The organism is Vibrio sp. Vb1018 (assembly GCF_033338775.1).
GTDB lineage: Bacteria > Pseudomonadota > Gammaproteobacteria > Enterobacterales > Vibrionaceae > Vibrio > Vibrio alginolyticus.
In genome coordinates, this window is sequence record NZ_JAWOTI010000025.1 from 1 (window position 1) to 20,667 (window position 20,667).

Here is a 20,667-nt window from a genome sequence, read left to right on the forward strand (position 1 = left end):
GGAGCGACACACGAGGTTCGAACTCGTGACCTCAACCTTGGCAAGGTTGCGCTCTACCAACTGAGCTAGTGTCGCATCAACAACGTTTCCGCTGTTTAGGGCTGCGAATTATAAGAGCATTTTTTTGTGATGCAAGTCCTTCCTTCAAAAAAACTTTATTTTTTTACTGAACGACGAAAAAGCAATCAAAAGCGATATAAATTACAACAATTTGGATCGCAACCTTAACAGTTAAATCTTGAAAATAGTACCTCGATAGTACTTAAGTTCTGCGATGGACTCACGAATGTCGTCCAAGGCCAAATGTGTTCCCTGTTTTGTGAACCCATTTAGCACCTCAGGTTGCCAGCGACGTGCTAGTTCTTTAAGAGTACTAACGTCAACATATCGGTAATGGAAGAACTCTTCCAACTCAGGCATATGCTTGTATAAAAAGCGGCGATCCTGCCCAATGCTGTTACCACATATTGGCGACGCCCCTTTTGGCACCCATTTTTCTAAAAATTCAATGGTTTGTGCGACTGCGTCTTGTTCTGAGATTTGACTGTTTCGAACGCGCTCCACCAAACCGCTTGCCGTATGCGTATTAGTACACCAGTCGTCCATTTTCGCCAGTTCTTCTTCCGGCTGATGAATCGCTAACACTGGACCTTCAGCCAAAATATTTAGTTCGCTATCCGTGACAATAGAAGCAATTTCGATGATTTTGTGCGTTTCAGGATCAAGCCCTGTCATCTCTAAATCAACCCAAATTAGGTTTTGATCGCTAAAGGACATGGTTACGCCGCCTATTTGTTTATCGATAAAAGAGGTACTATACCTCAAAATACGAGAAACACGATACTCATACACGGAGCCAAGAGTACGGCTCAACCATTTGAGTAAATTCACATAAAGTACAGAATTGTGGCAAAGAAGAAAAAGTTAACCAAAGGTCAGGTGCGACGCGTACGTAGCAACCAACAAAAGCGTTTGAAGAAGCAAGAAGATTCCATCCAGTGGGATGAAAACATGCTAGGCGCCAGCAAGCAAGGTCTCGTGATCACTCGTTTTGGTCAGCACGCGGACATTGAAGACCTTGAAACAGGCGAAATTCAACGCTGTAACCTCCGCCGTGGTATTGAGTCTCTAGTATCTGGCGATCGTGTTTTATGGCGCGAAGGATTGGAGTCTATGGCGGGCATCTCTGGTGTTGTTGAAGCGGTAGAACCTCGCTCTTCAGTGCTCACTCGTCCAGATTATTACGATGGTCTAAAACCCGTTGCAGCCAATATTGATCAAATGGTCATTGTCTCTTCGGTATTACCAGAGCTATCGCTAAATATTATTGACCGCTATCTCGTTGCATCAGAAACACTGAATATTGCGCCATTGTTGGTCTTAAATAAGGTCGACCTTCTAGAAGCCGATGACCGTGCAATGTATGAAGAATGGCTCAAAGAATATGAACGTATTGGCTATAAAGTGCTTCTGGTCAGCAAGAAGTCTGGAGAAGGCATTGCTGAACTAGAAACCCTACTGCGTGATCGAATTAATATCTTTGTTGGTCAATCAGGCGTAGGGAAATCCAGCTTAGTCAATGCGTTAATGCCGGAACTAGAGAGCGAAGTGGAAGAAGGCGAAGTCTCTGAGAACTCTGGCTTGGGCCAACACACCACGACGGCTGCACGTTTATACCACATTCCAACGGGTGGCGATTTGATCGACTCACCTGGAGTACGTGAATTTGGTCTTTGGCATTTGGAAGCAGAAGAAGTAACAAAAGCATTCGTTGAATTTCGACCATATTTAGGCGGTTGCAAGTTCCGAGATTGTAAACACAATGATGACCCAGGCTGCCTTCTACGCGAAGCTGTCGAGAACGGGGAAATTAACGAAACTCGCTTTGAAAACTATCATCGCATTTTGGAAAGCATGGTTGAAAACAAAGCAAATCGTCAGTATTCACGTAATAAAAAAGCCGATCTGTAATTGAGTTAAGGCTGTAACTGTGTAAAAAGTCTTCACCTAATACTGACAAGCAAATTAAATTTCAGTAACATCACTCGCCCTAAAGCGCGAATCTAACAGAAGTATCGGAATTAAAGATGGACAAGTTTAAAGTTGGACTGCAGTACTGGATCCCACAACACGGCCTCACTCGCCTAATGGGTAAACTGGCTTCAGCAAAAGCTGGCGGTCTAACAACAGCAGTTATTCGTTGGTTTATCAAACAATACAATGTGAATATGGATGAGGCAAAGCACTCAGATCCTAAGCATTTTAAAACGTTCAACGAGTTTTTCGTTCGTGAGCTAAAAGAAGGCGCACGCCCAATTTCTGAAGGCGAAAACGTCATCACTCATCCAGCCGACGCTTGTGTTAGCCAGTTTGGCCCTATTGAAGATGGTCAACTTATCCAAGCAAAAGGTCATCACTTCTCAGCACAAGAATTGCTGGGCGGTGACGCGAATTTAGCGGACGAATTTAAAGATGGTTCTTTTGCCACATTGTATCTATCTCCGCGCGATTACCACCGTGTACACATGCCATATGACGGCACTCTGCGCCAAATGATTTACGTACCAGGTGACCTGTTCTCAGTAAACCCTCTGACAGCAGAAAACGTACCGAACCTATTTGCTCGTAACGAGCGTGTGGTGTGTATCTTCGATACTGAGTTTGGTCCAATGGCACAGGTGCTTGTTGGTGCGACAATTGTTGGTAGCATTGAGCAAGTATGGGCTGGCACTATCACTCCGCCTCGTGGAAACACTGTCTACAAATGGGATTACCCAGCAGAGGGTGACAAGGCCGTGATCTTGAAAAAAGGCGAAGAGATGGGCCGCTTCAAACTGGGTTCTACTGTTATTAACCTGTTTGCCAAAGACGCGATTGAGTTTGACGCAAGCATGGAAAACGGTAAGCCAACCGTTATGGGCACACCTTACGCCTTGAAAAAATAAGTAAAACACCGTTAAAGAGCCCTTTATTAAGGGCTCTTTTTATTGATAAAAAGCAAAACTCCGTTCGAAATTTAGCCTCTATTTCTCAAACTCATACCTGCCTCTAAGACCCTCATTCCACAATCAATTATCCTGCGCTTAGAATGAATATTTAGAGGGGCAGCCAATGCCAAAGATGAGTGTAAACACGTTGGCGAAATTGCTGGTGTGCTTTTTAATTCCGCTCGGTGTTTTGATGATGCCGATCGATGCTATTCCTATTGACGATCTCACTTTAATTCAGCATCGCCTGTTAGCTATTTTTCTTCTTGCTGCCCTACTTTGGGTTCTCGAGCCGGTTCCCGTTTTTGCTACGTCCATTCTTATTATCGCTCTTGAACTGATCATGATATCGGATAAAGGTTTGCATCTATTTCGCAATCCACCAGCGGGGCATGATTTAGGAGAGTTAATTGCTTACACCGATATTTTCTCGGCCTTCTCTTCACCGATCATTATTCTTTTTATGGGTGGTTTTGCTCTCGCGATTGCGGCTTCCAAATACGAGCTCGACAACAACCTCGCCCGAGTACTATTAAAACCATTCGGCACCCAACCTAAGTTCATCATGCTGGGCTTGATGTTAATTACCGCCGTTTTTTCAATGTTTATGTCCAATACTGCCACGACCGTGATGATGCTAGCCCTGCTTGGCCCCATCGTCGCTTCAGCACCTAAAGGGGATTTAGGCATTAAAGCGCTGGTGCTGTGCATTCCAATTGCCGCGAATACAGGCGGCATTGCGACTCCGATAGGCACGCCACCTAATGCGATAGCGCTTCAATATCTCACTGGAGAAAACGCGATAGACTTCCTATCGTGGATGACAATGGGTCTACCCTTTGTGTTGGTACAACTCACTGTAGCTTGGTTCTTGTTGCAAAAGCTGTTTCCGTCTAGCGAACCAGAAATGAAACTAAAGCTAGATGGTACATTCAAAAGGAGCTGGCGCGCGATCGTCGTCTACATCACTTTTGCACTAACCATTGTGCTTTGGATGACGACAAAAGTGCACGGCATGAACACGTATGTTGTTGCGATTATCCCGCTTGCGGTCTTCACCTTAACGGGCATTATGGGCAAAGAAGAACTCAAGCTGATTAACTGGGATGTTTTATGGCTGGTTGCCGGTGGTATAGCAATTGGTATTGCCTTAGACAAAACGGGCTTAGCCGAAACATTAGCGCACGCCATTGATTACAGCCTGCTATCACCATTTGCCGTTGTTTTAGCCCTATCGGTAGTGTGCTGGTTAATGGCGAACTTTATGTCTAATACCGCAACGGCAAACTTATTGATGCCTATTGCTGCCGCTATTGGTACATCCATGCCAAGCCTTATTGCGGTTGGTGGCCTACAAGGTTTACTGGTTGTCGTCGCCTTCTCCGCATCACTTGGCATGATCTTACCGGTTTCCACACCACCAAACTCTTTGGCTTATTCAACAGGCCTCATCGAGAGCAAAGACATGGCGAAAGTAGGCCTGATTCTCGGTTTGATTGGTCTAATTATCGTGTATGGCGCAGTTTTGGTACTGTTTTAATCGAAGAGCTCCATGAAAAAGCGTGTTGTCATGGAGCTGCTCTCCAGCTACTGCCCTTACAGAGCGGCTTTTACATCCCATAAATTTCGTGCATATTAAGACTCCTCTACTCTACAAGGACGTCGACACATCATGGGTTACGAATGGCTTGCTTTATGCGCCGCTTTTCTGTGGGCAGTTTCTAGCCTAATTTCGGTCATTCCTGCACAACACCTAGGCGCATTTTCTTACAGCCGCTGGCGTATGGGCTGCACAGCCGTGATCTTATCAACAATGGCCTGGATAACTGGCGGCTGGTTAACGGTTTCTTGGGAACATGTAACGCCAATGATGGCCTCAGGACTGATTGGTATTTTTATTGGCGATACCGCTCTATTCGCGTGTTTGAATCGTATGGGGCCAAGACAAGCCGGGTTACTCTTCTCTTGCCACGCCGTGTTCTCTGCCATCTTGGGCTACTTCTTATTTAGCGAAGTCATGACCACAATAGAACTACTGGGCGCATCATTGGTATTTAGCGGCGTGGTGATGGCGATATTCTTTGGCCGAAGAGGTCAAGTGAATAACGTCTTGGAAGACATTAAAGGTAACATCTGGGTAGGTATTGGACTTGGCTTAACCGCAGCAATGTGCCAAGCATTGGGAGGCATTATCGCCAAGCCAGTAATGCAAACCAGTATTGACCCAGTTGCGGCTTCTGCTATTCGAATGATCAGTGCCTTTTTCGCCCACAGCATGTTGTTAGTTCTAGGGGTCAAAGTCGCTCGCTCGACGCAACACATTACTTGGCGCGTATTTGGTATTACTGCCCTTAATGGTTTCTTGGCGATGGCCGTCGGCATGACGCTAATCTTATACGCACTGCAAGAAGGAAATGTAGGTATGGTTGCCCTTCTATCTTCAACCACGCCAATTATGTTGCTACCACTGCTCTGGATTTACACTAAACGCCGACCAAACCGATTTGCATGGTTGGGCGCAGCCCTAGCTGTGATTGGTGCTGGCATTTTGGTTCAGTAACCTTACAGACCAGCCCTTACTGCCAGATACAAAAAAGCCCGAGTTTAAACTCGGGCTTTTGTCATTCGGAGCCGTTAGTTAATTATTTAACTAGTACTTCACCCGTCATTTCTGCTGGGATTTCTAGACCAGCTAGAGAAAGCATGGTTGGTGCAAGGTCAGACAGTTTACCGCCTTCTTTGAATTCAACCGCTTTGTCACCTACATAGATTAGAGGTACTGGTAGGTTAGTATGAGCAGTGTGGATGCCGCCAGTTTCAGGGTCGATCATCATTTCTGCATTACCGTGGTCCGCAGTGATCAATAGTTGACCGCCAACTTCTTTGATTGCTTCAACCACTTTACCCACACTTTCATCTAGAGCTTCGATTGCTTTCTCAGCCGCTTCATAAACGCCAGTGTGACCAACCATATCTGCGTTCGGGTAGTTACAGATGATGGTATCGAACTTACCAGACTTGATAGCCGCAACCATCTTATCTGTTAGTTCTGGAGAGCTCATTTCAGGCTGCATGTCGTACGTTGCAACTTTTGGAGAAGCAACCAACTGACGCTCTTCGCCTTCGAATTCGTTCTCAACACCACCGTTGAAGAAGAAAGTCACGTGTGCGTATTTCTCTGTTTCAGAGATACGTAGCTGAGTTTGACCTTGTTTAGATAGCCACTCACCGTAAGTGTTTTCTAGAGACGCAGGTGGGAATGCGATAGCTAGAGGGATATCAGCCGCGTATTGAGTCAGCATCACAAAGTTGATTGCTGGGAATACTGCACGCTCAAAGCCGTCAAACGCAGGAACGAATGCACGAGTGATTTGACGTGCACGGTCAGCACGGTAGTTCATGAAGATAACCGCATCACCATCTTGCATGATTGCGTCTTCTTGACCTTCCGCTTTGATAGCTGTTGCTTTAACGAATTCGTCGTTTTCTTCACGAGCGTAAGCCGCTTCTAGACCTGCAACTGCCGTTTCTGCTGTGAACTCAGCTTTAGCTTGAGTTAGAAGATCGTAAGCAACTTGGACGCGATCCCAGTTGTTGTCACGGTCCATTGCGTAGTAACGACCTACTAGAGAAGCAACGCGGCCTTTACCTAGTTTCGCAAATAGGTCTTGGAAACGTTGTAGTGAGTTTTCAGCACTACGTGGTGGTGTGTCACGGCCGTCTAGGAAGCAGTGTAGGTAGATTTTCTCTGCGCCACGCGCCGCTGCCATTTCAACTACAGCGTAAATGTGGTCTTCGTGAGAGTGAACACCGCCTGGAGACATCAGGCCCATGATGTGTACTGCTTTTTCAGCTTTCACTGCAGAGTCGATAGCTTCAACTAGCGCAGGCGTTTCTTCGAACTCACCATCCGCAATTGATTTAGTGATACGAGTCAGGTCTTGGTATACAACGCGGCCTGCACCAATGTTAGTGTGACCAACTTCAGAGTTACCCATTTGACCATCAGGAAGGCCAACATCCATGCCTGAAGCAGAGATTAATGTGTGTGGGTTATTCGCAATCAGAGCATCCATTACTGGTGTTTTCGCATTCGCAATTGCGTTACTTGCTGTGTCTTCACGGTAACCGTAACCGTCAAGGATAACTAGAGCCAGTGGCTTCTTAGCTGACATAGTGATGACCTCATCAAATTTAAGTAACTTTTGGCGTAGGGCCTCGCTGCCCTATCTAACCTTGAAACAAAACTAGCGTAATTTTACTACACTTTTTAACCAAAACTGTAGGTTAAGATCAAATAATGTTTGCGATTTATTGTTGCTATCTTACAAGTTAAGCGAACAACGAGTCAGTGCCAACAAACGTGTTCCACAAGCATAGTCATTTCTAATACGCTTTGTACACCCCAGTCTAAGTTCGGTTTTCTTACGCTTCTCATTCTTATTTTTGCACTTGAAACAGTGCTAATTTAAAGCAACATCAAACAAGATGGGTTAATACCTATTGTTCTCTTTTCTCAGTAAAACAGAAGTCACTTAAACCGATAAGTCCAATAGGCCAAAGCAATCAAGCTACCAGAGCGAAATGTACGGATAGTAAGGGCATAACGGGTTTATAGAGATCTCAATTATTCGTTAGAAAATTTTAACCCTCTCGCCTAAGAGCCGTAACCTCGCTATACTCCTGCTTTATTTTTCCGCCAACAGCGTAAGAGCTCAAGACATGCAAGAGTACATTGAATTTTTCCAACAGAACATGATTCTATCTTTGGTTTGGGTAGGTCTTCTTGTCGCCTTTATCATGAACATCGTGAAGTCAGCGACAGCCGCATACAAAGAAATCAACGTAAACCAACTGACTCATCTTATGAACCGTGAAAACGGCGTTGTAGTGGATATCCGTACCAAAGACGAGTTCAAAAAAGGTCATATCACCGACTCACTTCACATTTTACCGTCAGACATCAAAGCGGGTAACTTGGGTAGCCTTGAAAACCACAAATCAGACCCAATCATTGTTGTATGTAAGACAGGACAGACCGCTCAAGAAAGCGCAAACCTACTAGTAAAAGCTGGCTTCGAAAACGTGAGCCTACTAAAAAATGGTTTGATTGCGTGGAACGAAGCGAACCTGCCGTTAGTTCGCGGTAAGAAGTAGGAACGTGGCAAGAACGAAAGTTCGCGTTTAAACGCGCTTTTACCAAGCCTCGCGGACAAAAAACTGAGCAAATTGAAAGCAGTTGGAGCACTAAGTTGTGACGCTTTGCACGTAATACACGCTTCATCTAGTCAAGGTAGATTGGCTCAGTTAGTCTCAGGACATACCAGTTTTCTGAGCTTAGACGTTTCTAGGCTCAACAAATATTGATTTAAGGATTAAAAAATGGCTGAAGCAGCACCTCAAGACGCACAACAAAACTTCGCAATTCAACGCATCTTCCTAAAAGACGTTTCTTTTGAAGCGCCGAACTCTCCAGTAATTTTCCAGAAAGAGTGGAACCCAGACGTTAAACTAGACCTAGACACTCAAAGCCGTGAGCTTGGTGAAGGCGTGTACGAAGTTGTTCTACGTCTAACCGTTACTGTGAAGAACGAAGAAGAGACTGCGTTCCTATGTGAAGTTCAACAAGGTGGTATCTTCACTGCTGAACAAATGGAAGCTGGTCAACTTGCACATTGCCTAGGCGCATTCTGCCCGAACATCCTATTCCCATACGCTCGTGAAACTATCTCAAGCCTAGTCGTTAAAGGTACGTTCCCTCAACTGAACCTAGCGCCAGTAAACTTTGACGCGCTATTCATGAACTACCTACAACAGCAAGCTCAACAAGGCGAAGCTGAAGCGTAATTCACGTTTTATAAGTGACGAATAGCCACAGTGCTGACGTCACCGAATCAAATAAAATGCACAGAGCGTCTACCATCCGATGCAATGTGCATTTTTTATTTCTGACAAAAGTTCCTAGTTCCTAATCGCCAGAAGGCGTAAAATTTGACGATTAGGAACTAGATTCTACTAGTAGCAAGACAATTAGGCGGTAGCATGACACAAGCAAATACAAACAATGCTTACGGTAAAGACATCGCAATGACTGTGATTGGCGCAGGCTCATACGGCACCTCTTTGGCAATCTCACTCGCTCGTAACGGCGCGAACGTTGTCCTTTGGGGACACGAGCCAGAGCACATGGCTCGCCTAGAAGCAGACCGAGCTAACCATGCCTTTTTACCAGGTGTTGATTTCCCTGAAAGCTTGATCATTGAATCGGATTTAGAAAAAGCCGTTCAAGCAAGCCGAGATTTGTTGGTTGTGGTTCCAAGCCATGTCTTTGGCATCGTGCTAAACAGCTGTAAACCATTCTTGCGCGAAGACTCTCGCATCTGTTGGGCAACCAAAGGGCTTGAACCTGAAACGGGGCGCCTACTGAAAGACGTCGCTTATGACATTATCGGTGAAAACTACTCACTAGCAGTATTGTCTGGCCCAACGTTTGCGAAAGAGCTCGCAATGGGTATGCCGACTGCAATCTCTGTTGCGTCTCCAGATTCTGAATTTGTTGCGGATCTACAAGAAAAAATCCACTGTAGCAAAACCTTCCGCGTATATGCCAATAGTGACTTTATTGGTATGCAATTGGGTGGCGCTGTGAAAAACGTTATTGCGATTGGTGCGGGTATGTCTGATGGTATCGGTTTTGGCGCCAATGCCCGTACTGCATTAATTACTCGTGGCTTGGCTGAAATGAGTCGCCTTGGTGCTGCGCTGGGTGCACAGCCAGAAACCTTTATGGGCATGGCGGGTTTAGGCGATCTTGTCCTGACATGTACCGATAACCAATCACGTAACCGACGCTTTGGCTTGGCATTAGGCCAAGGTAAAGACGTTGATACGGCTCAAGAAGAAATTGGTCAAGTGGTTGAAGGTTACCGCAATACAAAAGAAGTATGGCTACTTTCTCAACGTATGGGTGTTGAGATGCCGATAGTTGATCAAATTTATCAAGTATTGTATCAAGGAAAAGATGCGCGCTTAGCAGCGCAAGATTTACTTGCTCGTGACAAAAAAGCCGAAGGAAAGTAGCAATCTACCGCCCTTTGCAGCTCATCTGAGAAAAATTGAAGTTGTCGGGTCACGGAAGAACCACTCTGGATATTGAGAATGAAACACTGCGAAAAACAAAAAGTCTGGAACAAAATTGTCTCAGAAGCCCGTGAAATGTCAGAACAAGAGCCTATGCTGGCAAGCTTCTATCATGCCACCATTATCAAGCATGAAAGTTTGTGTGCCGCTCTGAGTTATATTCTGGCTAACAAATTGAACACCGCTTCCATGCCAGCGATGGCTGTGCGTGAAGTGGTTGAAGAAGCCTTTGCGGCTGATCCAACCATCACTGACGGTGCGGCTTGTGATATTTGTGCCACGGTCAATCGCGACCCTGCTGTTTCAATGTACTCAATGCCATTGCTGTACCTAAAAGGCTATCACGCACTGCAAGGCTACCGAGTAGCAAACTGGCTGTGGAAGCAAGGTCGTCACGCTCTTGCGACTTACCTACAAAATCAGATTTCGGTAGCATGTCAGGTCGATATTCACCCTGCAGCGCGCATTGGTAGTGGTATCATGCTCGACCATGCAACAGGCATCGTGATTGGTGAAACTGCCGTGGTCGAAAACGACGTGTCTATACTGCAAGATGTCACCCTTGGTGGTACTGGTAAAGAATGCGGTGATCGTCACCCGAAAATTCGCGAAGGCGTAATGATCGGCGCTGGTGCAAAGATTCTTGGCAATATCGAAGTCGGTGAAGGAGCGAAAATCGGATCTTGCTCTGTGGTATTGCAAGCCGTGCCTCCTCACACAACGGTGGCTGGCGTGCCTGCAAAAATCGTCGGACGTCCAAAAACGGACAAACCCTCTCTCGATATGGATCAAGGCTTTAACGGCAAGTCGCAAAGCTTTATCCATGGGGATGGTATTTAATCGTCAACAAACCTTTTTGACAACAACGTGGTAGGTAACTCTCAAGTGCGAAAACAAAATCACCCTGTTCTACGCTCGGCTATTTTATTAACTTGTGCTTTATCTGCCACTTATCCCATTACCTCCTCTGCTGTGAGTCAGCAAGAGCTCAAAGGCGTATCCAGTGAGATAAGCCGTCAGCGCAAATCGCTCTCTTCCCAAGAAAAGCAGCTCAATGAGTTACAGAAGTCACTGAAAGATCAAGAGCTTGGTATTTCTAAGCTTGAGCGTGAAATACGACAAACCAAGTCTAACCTCGCACAAGCAGACAAAAACATAGAAAACCTGGAAGAGAAAATTGCCTTGCAAGAAGCACAGCGTCAAGAGCAAGAAGAAGAACTCAAACAGCTGCTGCAAACGTATTACGTAACCGAGCGAGCGAAGGCCAATGGGCACTTGTTAAATCAAGGTGTGGAAGAAGATCGCATGAGCCAATACTTCCAGCATTTAGCTAAAGCACGTGCTGAAGTGATTGATGCGATCACCAAAATAACCCAAGAATTAGCGCACAACAAAAACCAGCTCGAGCTAGAAAAAGAGCAAATCGAGACTCTGCTCAAGCAGCAATCCGAAAAACGTACAGCGCTAGCGAGTACACAATCCAAGCGTAAGCAAACCCTGAATAAAATTCAGAGCAGTATCAAGAATGACAAACGCTACTTAGCCGAGCTGCAACGCAACGAAACCCGTTTAAAAGCAGAGATCGCCAAAGCAGCGAAGCGTAATGCGGTGCCAATGGACGGACTCGGCAAACAGCGCGGTAAGTTGCCTTGGCCACTCAAAGGCAGTGTGTTACACAACTTTGGTACGCGACAAACTGGGCAGGTAAACTGGAAGGGCATGGTGTTGTCTGCCAACTATGGTCAACAAGTGAAAGCCGTTTATCCTGGTACTGTCGTATTTGCTGAGTATCTGCGCGGATACGGTTTAGTGGTACTGCTCGACCACGGAAAAGGTGACATGACCCTCTATGGTTACAACCAAGCGTTGACGAAAAAAGAAGGCGATCGAGTCACCGCAGGCGAAGTGATTGCTCTCGCGGGTGATACTGGCGGGCAAGATCGCGCATCACTCTACTTCGAAATTCGCCGCAACAGTGAAGCGCAAAACCCGAAATCTTGGTTGAAGCGCTGATTATTAGACTGATTACTCGCGGTAAAAACAAAGGAGCCGATTGGCTCCTTTGTTGTATTCAGATTTAGGAAAGTATTATGCGTAGTACGTTTCTACCGCATCAATAAAAGCACTTACATCATCTTTGCTTAAGGCATTGATGCCTGCCGCCGCTTCTCGGCCGCCACCAGTTGGAAACTGCCCACACACGGCAACGGCGCCTTGTTTGTTGTTCAACGGGGCGCGTAGAGAGACCGTGTAAGTGCCATCTGCATTTTCGGTGAGTACTGCATGAGCAGAATCTGGATTTTGATTTGCCAGCCAATTGCCATAAACACCACTGATTCGACGTGATGCGGCCGTGTTTGGTAGTTCGAACAGCTTCAGCTTACCGCTCTCATGCGTGGCAGGCACTGCCAGAGCGGCATCCATATCTTGTTGGTAAGCAGACTGCAGTTGGTAGTAAGGTGAGGTTTTATCTTCAATAGCGTCAAATGGCGACGCGTACTTCAGCAAAGCTTGGTACAAATCCGCTGGATGGAAATGTAAGTCATCCACTTTCGAACCGTAACCGTTGTAATTAATCAAAGTGCCCAGCTCTTTTAGCTGCGCTTTCTGATCGTGTGACAATCCGACCTTGTCAGCCAATTCATCTGCTTTCGCGATCATGTTATCGCCATAAGCCGCCGTAATCGCCCAGTCATGAAAACGCCCATCAAGCAACTTATCGACAATCAACGCCGTGCACATGTTGGCATCGAGATCGATGTGCGCATCCAAATTACCATGCTGAGGAATGTCGCCCGCTTTGTGATGATCGGCGTAAAAGACGTGCGCGCCTTGAGCCAAAGCTTGCTCTAGACCTGCCATGTTCTTTTCCATCGAAATGTCTAACACAGTCAGCTCATCACCCGCTTGCACGTCTACTTTTTCCACCAGTTTGATGTCGCGCTTTACACCGGTTATTAACTGGGCATCGACAGGATCAGCCAAACGCAATTGTAGAAGAGCAATGATGCCATCAGCATCACCATTAAAAATGTCGTAATTCATGGGGCGATAGTTCCTTTATCGAGAATCTTATCCCTGCAAGGGTTTTTAGCGTATGGGACTATTGTGCGTGGCATATTTGACAAGTCAACTCGAGCCACGACTCGAAAATGAGAGTGACTCTCGAAATATTAAGCAGTTTGACGTTTAACTGTGTAGATTGCTAACCGCATCTTCTAATAACAGTAGCTGCTCTAAGCCCTGCTCAGTTGCTAATGGCTTAACGACATTAAGCATCTGCAACATCCCTTGCTTCACCATTTGCTCGGTAATGTTGGTTTTTGAAGCCATCGCGGATTGATACGCCAACCAACTACACGCAATCAAGTGCAATGTACATACCAATGACTTCAACTGTTGTTGATCGACATTCAACAGCTTCATCGTTACGAACTCTTGCATAATAGCAATGAGATTCGCTTGCAGCTTCTCTTGCACATCGATGTACTGCTCGTGTAGCTGTTCATCTCGTGACAAGATTTCTGGTAGGTTTGCGTAGAAAAAGCGGTATTTCCACATCAAGGTAAAAATAGAGTCTAGGTAGCTCTTCAGCATAGTCAGGCTCTCTTGCGAGCCTTGAATAGGGGTAAATCTTTCTAAAAGTTCTGCTGAATAAAGCGCAAAGATCTCACGAACGATTTCTTGCTTATTGCGGAAGTGGTAATACAGATTACCAGGGCTAATTTCGATGTGATCGGCAATGTGATTGGTGGTGATGTTGCGCTCACCATGTTGGTTGAACAACTCCAGTGCCGCGTAGACGATTTTGTCGCGCGTTTTCATTGTTATCGTGTTCCCTCTTCATTAACGAATCGAGTATAGCGACTTCACCAACCTAGGTCGATAGAGGCTCCAAATACGGTAACATAACAGACCAGTTAAGATGCCAGTTGAGTTGGCGACAAGGTCTAACCAAGAAGTTTGTCGCCCTACATACCCTTGCAACCACTCAATAACGGCGCTGAATAGCAAAATACTAATCGCCACCGCCCAACGTTGACGCCAACGCCACACACAAAAACAACCTAAAAACGCAAAGCCGCTATACGCCATAGCGTGCTGCATTTTGTCGAGATACGCGATATTGCCCCAGTCTTGCAGTTCACCTGAACTCAGAGATAAAAAAGCGATCAATATGGCGTAGCTAAAGATGACGAAACGTGCAGCCGTCAGGTTCATTGGACGTCCTTATGCAATTGGAAATGGAAAGGCCGTCACTTGATCAATGTGGTCACAGCCTAGCGCCAGCATGATCAAACGATCGATACCCAACGCGACCCCTGCACAATCTGGCAACCCTGCTTCCAGTGCAGAGATCAGATGATAATCGATCGGCTGTGGTTTTAAACCCATTTCGATACGCTTTGCGTTATCTTGTTCAAAGCGCGCTAATTGCTCTTTCGGGTTATCCAGTTCATGAAATCCGTTCGCCAGCTCTATCCCCTTAAAGTACACTTCAAAACGATCCGCGACGCGATGATCTTGAGGATTGATTTTCGCAAGCGCCGCCTGTGATGCAGGGAAGTTGTACACAAAAGCCGGCACGTCCTGACCAATTTTGTTTTCTACTCCCACGCTAAATAGCAGTTGCAGCAGCGTATCGCGATCTTCTTCTGGCTCAGCAATGTCACTCAAACCCAGCTTGCTTGCCGCCGCTTTCAGCTCAATCATCGAGCCTTCCAGTGGACACACACCCAACACATCAATGAAGGCTTGCTGATACGTCATGCGCTGCGCTGCGCCACACTTCAATACCAGCTGCAACAGGTCATCCATTTCATCCATCAATTTATGATGGTCAAAGCCAACGCGATACCACTCCAACATCGTAAACTCAGGATTGTGGTAGCGACCATTCTCTTCATTACGAAATGCTTTGTTGATTTGATAAATACAACCGCTACCCGCAGCCAAAAGGCGCTTCATATGGAATTCTGGGCTGGTCATAAAAAACAGCTTACTGCCATCGGCATAGCCTGGGCCAACAAACTCGGTTTGGAAAGTATGCAAATGAATGTCAGTCACGGTTGCGTGACTCATGGTTGGCGTATCGACTTCCATCACCTGTCGGTCAGCGAAGAATTGTCGAATCGACGCGATTAACGTCGCACGTTGACGAAGTTGGTCAATGGAAGCAGTAGGTTGCCAGTTGGTTTGCATAACAAGTCTCTCAAACTTTAATTCAGCGAGGAAAGTCTCATTCTACATGCTTTTTACTCTTCAAGAAGAGAGGAATATCCCTTCTTCTTTTTACTAATGTGCTCGCCAATTTGAGGCAAGCATTACTCGTGCCGCAGAACAAAAAACACTCAGTTAAAATCCTATTATCCATGCGGTTAATGTCGCGCAACACAGGTTTAACATCCCTAATGTTAATGCTTGAGGGCCAAAACCTCGATGCCGTGATAGCAGTCACATAACCTATAAATTCTATGCCCTTAAGTGCATTACCGAAGCAAAAACCCAATTACATCAATTTTTCTGCCATGTGGCTCATCTACACTAACCCTACTACTTTTGGGGAGTTCTTTTTAAGGAGCGCCTCGTAATGACAATAACAAGCGGATTTCCGCAATCACACACTGGAGGATAACTGTGCAAATTATCACCACAGATATCGCAGTCATCGGCGCAGGCGGCGCTGGTCTTCGTACTGCTATTGCAGCGGCTGAAGCAAACCCAGACTTAGAAGTCGCTCTGATTTCTAAAGTTTATCCAATGCGCTCCCACACGGTCGCTGCAGAGGGTGGCTCAGCAGCAGTTATCAAGGATGAAGATAGCTTAGACAACCACTTCAACGACACTGTTGGCGGTGGTGACTGGCTATGTGAACAGGATGTTGTTGAATACTTTGTAGAGAACGCGACTCGCGAAATGATCCAAATGGAGCAATGGGGTTGCCCATGGAGTCGTAAAGAGAACGGTGAAGTCAACGTACGCCGCTTTGGTGGTATGAAGGTTGAACGTACTTGGTTCGCTGCAGACAAAACTGGCTTCCACATGCTTCATACGCTATTCCAGACATCAATGAAGTACAGCAACATCAAACGTTTTGATGAGTACTTTGTGGTGGATCTGCTTGTTGATGAAGGCGAAGTTCAAGGTCTGATTGCTATTCACATGTCTGAAGGCGAGCTTGTTACTATCAAAGCAAAATCTGTTGTTCTAGCAACAGGTGGCGCGGGTCGTGTTTACCACTGTAACACCAACGGCGGTATCGTAACGGGCGATGGTATGGCAATGGCTTACCGTCACGGCGTTCCTCTACGTGATATGGAATTCGTTCAATACCACCCAACCGGTCTTCCTGGCACAGGTATCCTGATGACGGAAGGTTGTCGTGGTGAAGGCGGTATCATCGTTAACAAGAATGGCTACCGTTACCTACAAGATTACGGTATGGGCCCTGAAACTCCAGTTGGCCAACCGAAGAACAAATACATGGAACTGGGTCCTCGTGACAAAGTTTCTCAAGCTTTCTGGCACGAACAACAGAAAGGCAACACCATCAAACACCCACTGGGTGACGTGGTGCACCTAGACCTTCGCCACCTTGGTGAAGAGTACCTACAAGAACGTCTACCGTTCATCTGTGAGCTAGCAAAAGCTTATGTAAACGTGGACCCTGCAAAAGAGCCAATTCCAATTCGTCCAACCGTTCACTACACCATGGGTGGTATTGAAACGGACGGCGGTTGTGAAACTCGCATTAAAGGCCTATTCGCGGTGGGTGAATGTGCATCTGTTGGTCTTCACGGTGCAAACCGTCTAGGTTCAAACTCACTGGCTGAGTTCGTGGTATTTGGCCGCGTAGCGGGTGAAAATGCAGTGAAACGCGCAGCAGAATTCAAAGGTTGGAACGACGCGGCAATTGACGCGCAAGTCAAAGCCGTTGAAGAGCGCATCGCGAAACTGATGAACCAAGAAGGCGACGAAAACTGGGCAGAAATCCGCACAGAAATGGGCCACACCATGGAAGCAGGCTGTGGTATCTACCGCCAAGAAGATTTGATGCAAGCGACTATCGACAAAATCACTGAGTTGAAAGAACGCTACAAACGCATCAGCATCAAAGACAAAGGTAAAGTGTTCAACACAGACCTTCTATACGCAATCGAAGTGGGTTACGGCCTAGAAGTCGCAGAAGCGATGGTTCACTCTGCGATTCTACGTAAAGAGTCGCGCGGCGCGCACCAACGTCTAGACGACGGTTGTACAGAACGTGATGACGTGAACTTCCTAAAACACTCACTTGCTTTCTACAAGCCAGAGTCAGCACCAAGTATCGATTACAGCAATGTGACCATCACTAAGTCACAGCCAAAAGCTCGTCTATACGGTGAAGCAGCAGAAAAAGCAGCGGCTGAAGAGAAGAACGCAGAGGAGCAAGCATAATGTCAGCAAATCGCATTCAAAAAGTAGACATCCTGCGTTACGACCCAGAAAAAGATGCAGAACCATACAAGCAAACATTCGAAGTCCCATTCGATGAAACCATGTCTGTACTTGACGCACTTGGTTACATCAAAGACCACCTAGACAAAGATCTGTCTTACCGTTGGTCTTGCCGTATGGCGATCTGTGGCTCTTGCGGCATCATGGTGAACAACGTACCGAAACTTGCTTGTAAGAGCTTCCTACGTGACTACCCAGACGGTGTGACTATCGAGCCTCTAGCGAACTTCCCAATCGAGAAAGACTTGATTGTTGATATGACGCCATTCATCGAGCGCCTAGAAGCAATCAAACCATACATCATTGGTAACGATCGTAAACCAGAAGACGGTACGAACTTGCAAACGCCAGAACAGATGGCGAAATACAAGCAGTTCGCTGGCTGTATCAACTGTGGTCTGTGCTATGCAGCATGTCCTCAGTTTGGTCTTAACCCAGAGTTCATCGGTCCTGCTGCACTAACGCTAGCCCACCGCTACAACCTAGACAACCGTGACAACGGTAAAGATGAGCGCATGAAGCTTATCAACGGTGAAAACGGTGCTTGGGGTTGTACGTTTGTTGGTTACTGTTCTGAAGTTTGTCCGAAGAACGTTGACCCAGCAGCGGCAGTAAACCAAGGCAAAGTGGAGTCTTCTATGGACTTCGTGATTGCTATGTTGAAACCTGATGGTTCACCAAAGAAAGTGGAGGCATAAGGATGAGCAATCGTAAACCTTACGTTCGAGAAGTAAAACGCACTTGGTGGAAGAACCATCCTTTCTACCGCTTCTACATGCTACGTGAAGCGACGGTGCTTCCGTTAATCCTATTCACTCTGTTCCTAACTTTCGGTTTAGGTTGCTTGGTGAAAGGTCCTGAAGCATGGCAAGGTTGGTTAGCGTTCATGGCGAACCCAATCGTAGTCGCAATCAACATCGTTGCACTACTCGGTAGCCTATTCCACGCTCAAACTTTCTTCAGCATGATGCCACAAGTAATGCCAATTCGTTTGAAAGGCAAACCCGTGGACAAGAAGATCATCGTATTGACTCAGTGGGCCGCGGTTGCGTTCATCTCACTGATCGTTCTCATCGTGGTGTAAGGAGCTGAGCAATGAAACCGAATTATAGTGTAAACACATCACCAAAACGTTCTGATGAGCCAATCTGGTGGGGTCTGTTTGGCGCAGGTGGTACTTGGTTCGCGATGATCACGCCAATCACGGTATTGGTGCTGGGCATCTTGGTCCCACTAGGCGTGATTGATGCAGAAGCGATGAGCTACGAGCGTGTCTCTGCCTTCGCAACCAGCATCATCGGTGCGCTATTCATCATTGGCACGCTAGCATTGCCAATGTGGCATGCAATGCACCGTGTACACCATGGCATGCACGACCTTAAATTCCACACTGGTGTGATTGGTAAAATTGCATGCTATGCATTTGCAGGCCTCATCACTGCACTAGCAGTTATCTTTATCTTCATGATTTAAGAGACTGACCAAAAAAGAAAAAGCTGGCTAAATGCCAGCTTTTTTATTGCTTTGGGTTACCCATGATCTTTTTGCTTTTTAAGCTTTTGACCACCCATGATCTTATTGCTGTGCGACCTTCTTTGTCTGGTCCATAAGACCCAGAGCACCAAAGCCAGTAATCACATCTAGGTTTGTTTTCAAGCCCGTTTCGTCACTTCCACCAATGTAATTTTGTGGCATCTGAACTTGGAAGTTTTGCAAATTGTTGTACAGCGAGTTCGCTACGTCTCGATTCAATTCTGCCAAGTAAACTTCACGGTTTGCTCCTAACGCCGCATACTTACCTTTTAGGACTTCAGATTCTGCGCGACCTTTCGCTAATATCGCTTTCGCTTCAAACTCAGCAGAAAGTGCGTTCGCCTTTTGAATCGCTAAGTTAGCCTCTGCGATAGCTAGCTCTTTCTCCTTCTCGACTTCAGCAAGTCGTTTGGTTTTTTCCACTTCAACGATTTCACGCTCTGCAATCTGACGCGCCACTTCCACTTCTTTTTGTTGAGCAATAATTGCGAGTTCTTTACCACGCTGGGCGTCTTGCACCTCACGTGTTCGTTGAATCTCTTTGCGTAACTGCTCGGTCTCTGCCTGTGCTTTCGACGTTTCTTGTTCCTGAATCGCGCGAATACGATCCGCCACTAAACGCTTTTTATCTGCCAATAGCTGATCTAATTGCTTTTCTGGCTGCGGGTCACCAATGGTCACCTGCGTCACTTGAATACCGTATTGTTGTAACGGATTGTCTTGACGAATTGGTTGCCCGGTTTTGTCTACGACTGGCACAGTTTTCCATACCAGTTGATTGGTGCGCTGTAATTGGTTCGGATTAGCTTGATTCACCCCAACAGGCGCAAGATCCAACTCTTCCACTTCAACCTGACGTCGCTCTGTTAGATAAATCCCCTCTCGTAACTGATCGCCAAGTTTCGATTTGAACTGGTTCAAACCACCTTGGAAAAACTCTTCACCCGTGTATTGGGTTGCGGTAATCACCGTTACGTTACGTGCGTTCTTTACAAGCAGCGCATCGATCAAGTTACTGTTATTGCGGAACTCTTTATGCATCTTCTTCACCGCTTCAGGGTCATTACTGAGCTTAAAGCGGAATGTTACGGGGATCTGACCAATATAGGTGTCGGCAAATCGAACCTGAATCGCATCAAGACGTTGATAAAAATCTTCGCCCTTGCTGTTACCGAATGACACGGTGATCACTTGGTCATACTTGGTGATTTTGGACAGAAATGGCATACGAAAATGAATGCCAGGTTCAGTAAACACATCCAACTCACCAGTAATATTATTCTGATGCACGTAGCTGTAACCCGCATCGGTCATCAGCACCGAGCTATTAATCGTTAAGCCTATTGCCAACAGCGGTACGCCAAATACGGCTGCTTTTAATCCTTTATGTAGTAACTGACGTCTTTCTTCCACCTTTAAACCCCTTCCTAAACCTCTGCTTTCCATTTTGTTCTCCTTTTTTGGATTGTTACTGAGTTAAATCGATAAAAATCAGATTGCTATGCAACTC

The 20,667-nt window shown here is 46.2% G+C and carries 20 protein-coding genes and 1 tRNA gene; 13 read left to right on the top strand and 8 right to left on the bottom strand.

Going from position 1 to position 20,667, the window contains the following annotated elements:
* Positions 1-2: 2 nt before the first annotated feature.
* Both R7Z10_RS20385 and orn read right to left on the bottom strand, forming a co-directional pair.
* Positions 3-75 (bottom strand) — tRNA-Gly (locus R7Z10_RS20385).
* A 156-nt stretch (positions 76-231) separates the two neighbouring features.
* The gene (gene orn, locus R7Z10_RS20390; RefSeq protein WP_017635574.1) at positions 232-777 is read right to left on the bottom strand and encodes an oligoribonuclease; all 546 of its coding nucleotides are present in this window, start codon (positions 775-777) and stop codon (positions 232-234) included.
* Positions 778-906: 129 nt separating this feature from the next.
* On the opposite strand from orn, the gene rsgA reads away from it, so the two are divergent.
* From rsgA to R7Z10_RS20410, 4 genes are all read left to right on the top strand, one after another.
* Positions 907-1,971 (top strand): small ribosomal subunit biogenesis GTPase RsgA, encoded by a 1,065-nt coding sequence (rsgA, locus tag R7Z10_RS20395; protein ID WP_005386419.1) that lies wholly within the window; start codon positions 907-909, stop codon positions 1,969-1,971.
* Between the two features lie 116 nt (positions 1,972-2,087).
* The gene (gene asd, locus R7Z10_RS20400; RefSeq protein WP_318105792.1) at positions 2,088-2,945 is read left to right on the top strand and encodes an archaetidylserine decarboxylase; all 858 of its coding nucleotides are present in this window, start codon (positions 2,088-2,090) and stop codon (positions 2,943-2,945) included.
* A gap of 166 nt (positions 2,946-3,111) precedes the next feature.
* Positions 3,112-4,527, top strand: a complete 1,416-nt coding sequence (locus R7Z10_RS20405) for an SLC13 family permease (protein ID WP_318105798.1) — start codon at positions 3,112-3,114, stop codon at positions 4,525-4,527.
* Positions 4,528-4,659: 132 nt separating this feature from the next.
* Positions 4,660-5,547, top strand: a complete 888-nt coding sequence (locus R7Z10_RS20410) for a DMT family transporter (RefSeq protein ID WP_005381469.1) — start codon at positions 4,660-4,662, stop codon at positions 5,545-5,547.
* Between the two features lie 82 nt (positions 5,548-5,629).
* Here R7Z10_RS20410 and gpmM read toward each other — a convergent pair whose 3' ends face one another.
* The gene (gene gpmM, locus R7Z10_RS20415; RefSeq protein WP_318105801.1) at positions 5,630-7,162 is read right to left on the bottom strand and encodes a 2,3-bisphosphoglycerate-independent phosphoglycerate mutase; all 1,533 of its coding nucleotides are present in this window, start codon (positions 7,160-7,162) and stop codon (positions 5,630-5,632) included.
* Positions 7,163-7,709: 547 nt separating this feature from the next.
* Here gpmM and R7Z10_RS20420 point away from each other — a divergent pair.
* The 5 genes from R7Z10_RS20420 to R7Z10_RS20440 all read left to right on the top strand — a co-directional run bounded on the left by R7Z10_RS20420 (position 7,710) and on the right by R7Z10_RS20440 (position 12,140).
* Complete coding sequence (locus R7Z10_RS20420) at positions 7,710-8,144, top strand: rhodanese-like domain-containing protein (protein WP_005386415.1); 435 nt, start codon at positions 7,710-7,712, stop codon at positions 8,142-8,144.
* Positions 8,145-8,369: 225 nt separating this feature from the next.
* Positions 8,370-8,834, top strand: a complete 465-nt coding sequence (gene secB / locus R7Z10_RS20425) for a protein-export chaperone SecB (protein ID WP_005386410.1) — start codon at positions 8,370-8,372, stop codon at positions 8,832-8,834.
* A gap of 195 nt (positions 8,835-9,029) precedes the next feature.
* Positions 9,030-10,067: an NAD(P)H-dependent glycerol-3-phosphate dehydrogenase gene (gpsA, locus tag R7Z10_RS20430; protein WP_005381474.1), complete on the top strand. Its 1,038-nt coding sequence runs from the start codon at positions 9,030-9,032 to the stop codon at positions 10,065-10,067.
* A 78-nt stretch (positions 10,068-10,145) separates the two neighbouring features.
* On the top strand, positions 10,146-10,967 hold the full coding sequence (gene cysE / locus R7Z10_RS20435; protein ID WP_005381475.1) for a serine O-acetyltransferase: 822 nt from the start codon (positions 10,146-10,148) through the stop codon (positions 10,965-10,967).
* A 27-nt stretch (positions 10,968-10,994) separates the two neighbouring features.
* Positions 10,995-12,140, top strand: coding sequence for a murein hydrolase activator EnvC (locus tag R7Z10_RS20440; RefSeq protein ID WP_213870376.1), 1,146 nt, complete (start codon positions 10,995-10,997; stop codon positions 12,138-12,140).
* Positions 12,141-12,215: 75 nt separating this feature from the next.
* Here the strand turns inward: R7Z10_RS20440 and R7Z10_RS20445 are convergent, their stop codons facing one another.
* The 4 genes from R7Z10_RS20445 to epmA all read right to left on the bottom strand — a co-directional run bounded on the left by R7Z10_RS20445 (position 12,216) and on the right by epmA (position 15,329).
* Entirely contained in the window at positions 12,216-13,172 is a 957-nt protein-coding gene (locus R7Z10_RS20445; RefSeq protein WP_213971900.1) for a DHH family phosphoesterase, read from the bottom strand.
* Between the two features lie 144 nt (positions 13,173-13,316).
* Positions 13,317-13,952, bottom strand: a complete 636-nt coding sequence (locus R7Z10_RS20450) for a TetR/AcrR family transcriptional regulator (protein WP_005381480.1) — start codon at positions 13,950-13,952, stop codon at positions 13,317-13,319.
* Between the two features lie 21 nt (positions 13,953-13,973).
* The gene (locus R7Z10_RS20455; protein WP_017635567.1) at positions 13,974-14,348 is read right to left on the bottom strand and encodes a VanZ family protein; all 375 of its coding nucleotides are present in this window, start codon (positions 14,346-14,348) and stop codon (positions 13,974-13,976) included.
* Positions 14,349-14,357: 9 nt separating this feature from the next.
* A complete protein-coding gene (gene epmA, locus R7Z10_RS20460; protein ID WP_213971899.1) occupies positions 14,358-15,329 on the bottom strand; it encodes an elongation factor P--(R)-beta-lysine ligase in 972 nt (323 codons plus the stop codon).
* A 435-nt stretch (positions 15,330-15,764) separates the two neighbouring features.
* Here epmA and frdA point away from each other — a divergent pair, with 435 nt between their 5' ends.
* From frdA to frdD, 4 genes are read left to right on the top strand one after another with little or no spacing between them, the layout of a single operon-like run.
* Positions 15,765-17,564 carry a fumarate reductase (quinol) flavoprotein subunit gene (gene frdA / locus R7Z10_RS20465; RefSeq protein ID WP_005381487.1) on the top strand — a complete coding sequence of 600 codons (1,800 nt, stop codon included), beginning with the start codon at positions 15,765-15,767 and terminating at the stop codon, positions 17,562-17,564.
* Positions 17,564-18,322: a succinate dehydrogenase/fumarate reductase iron-sulfur subunit gene (locus R7Z10_RS20470; RefSeq protein WP_318105808.1), complete on the top strand. Its 759-nt coding sequence runs from the start codon at positions 17,564-17,566 to the stop codon at positions 18,320-18,322. The genes frdA and R7Z10_RS20470 overlap by 1 nt, the downstream gene beginning before the upstream one ends.
* A 2-nt stretch (positions 18,323-18,324) precedes the next feature.
* A complete protein-coding gene (gene frdC, locus R7Z10_RS20475; RefSeq protein WP_005381491.1) occupies positions 18,325-18,708 on the top strand; it encodes a fumarate reductase subunit FrdC in 384 nt (127 codons plus the stop codon).
* An 11-nt stretch (positions 18,709-18,719) separates the two neighbouring features.
* On the top strand, positions 18,720-19,097 hold the full coding sequence (gene frdD / locus R7Z10_RS20480; RefSeq protein ID WP_005381493.1) for a fumarate reductase subunit FrdD: 378 nt from the start codon (positions 18,720-18,722) through the stop codon (positions 19,095-19,097).
* Positions 19,098-19,199: 102 nt separating this feature from the next.
* Here the strand turns inward: frdD and R7Z10_RS20485 are convergent, their stop codons facing one another.
* Entirely contained in the window at positions 19,200-20,603 is a 1,404-nt protein-coding gene (locus R7Z10_RS20485) for an SPFH domain-containing protein (RefSeq protein ID WP_042523712.1), read from the bottom strand.
* Positions 20,604-20,667 lie beyond the last annotated feature (64 nt).

Bases quoted from the DNA above. Each gene is read 5' to 3' on its own strand.
- orn (WP_017635574.1), bottom strand. From the start codon at position 777: ATGTCCTTTAGCGATCAAAACCTAATTTGGGTTGATTTAGAGATGACA.
- asd (WP_318105792.1), top strand. From the start codon at position 2,088: ATGGACAAGTTTAAAGTTGGACTGCAGTACTGGATCCCACAACACGGC.
- R7Z10_RS20405 (WP_318105798.1), top strand. From the start codon at position 3,112: ATGCCAAAGATGAGTGTAAACACGTTGGCGAAATTGCTGGTGTGCTTT.
- R7Z10_RS20410 (WP_005381469.1), top strand. From the start codon at position 4,660: ATGGGTTACGAATGGCTTGCTTTATGCGCCGCTTTTCTGTGGGCAGTT.
- gpmM (WP_318105801.1), bottom strand. From the start codon at position 7,162: ATGTCAGCTAAGAAGCCACTGGCTCTAGTTATCCTTGACGGTTACGGT.
- R7Z10_RS20420 (WP_005386415.1), top strand. From the start codon at position 7,710: ATGCAAGAGTACATTGAATTTTTCCAACAGAACATGATTCTATCTTTG.
- secB (WP_005386410.1), top strand. From the start codon at position 8,370: ATGGCTGAAGCAGCACCTCAAGACGCACAACAAAACTTCGCAATTCAA.
- gpsA (WP_005381474.1), top strand. From the start codon at position 9,030: ATGACACAAGCAAATACAAACAATGCTTACGGTAAAGACATCGCAATG.
- cysE (WP_005381475.1), top strand. From the start codon at position 10,146: ATGAAACACTGCGAAAAACAAAAAGTCTGGAACAAAATTGTCTCAGAA.
- R7Z10_RS20445 (WP_213971900.1), bottom strand. From the start codon at position 13,172: ATGAATTACGACATTTTTAATGGTGATGCTGATGGCATCATTGCTCTT.
- R7Z10_RS20450 (WP_005381480.1), bottom strand. From the start codon at position 13,952: ATGAAAACGCGCGACAAAATCGTCTACGCGGCACTGGAGTTGTTCAAC.
- R7Z10_RS20455 (WP_017635567.1), bottom strand. From the start codon at position 14,348: ATGAACCTGACGGCTGCACGTTTCGTCATCTTTAGCTACGCCATATTG.
- epmA (WP_213971899.1), bottom strand. From the start codon at position 15,329: ATGCAAACCAACTGGCAACCTACTGCTTCCATTGACCAACTTCGTCAA.
- R7Z10_RS20470 (WP_318105808.1), top strand. From the start codon at position 17,564: ATGTCAGCAAATCGCATTCAAAAAGTAGACATCCTGCGTTACGACCCA.
- frdC (WP_005381491.1), top strand. From the start codon at position 18,325: ATGAGCAATCGTAAACCTTACGTTCGAGAAGTAAAACGCACTTGGTGG.
- frdD (WP_005381493.1), top strand. From the start codon at position 18,720: ATGAAACCGAATTATAGTGTAAACACATCACCAAAACGTTCTGATGAG.
- R7Z10_RS20485 (WP_042523712.1), bottom strand. From the start codon at position 20,603: ATGGAAAGCAGAGGTTTAGGAAGGGGTTTAAAGGTGGAAGAAAGACGT.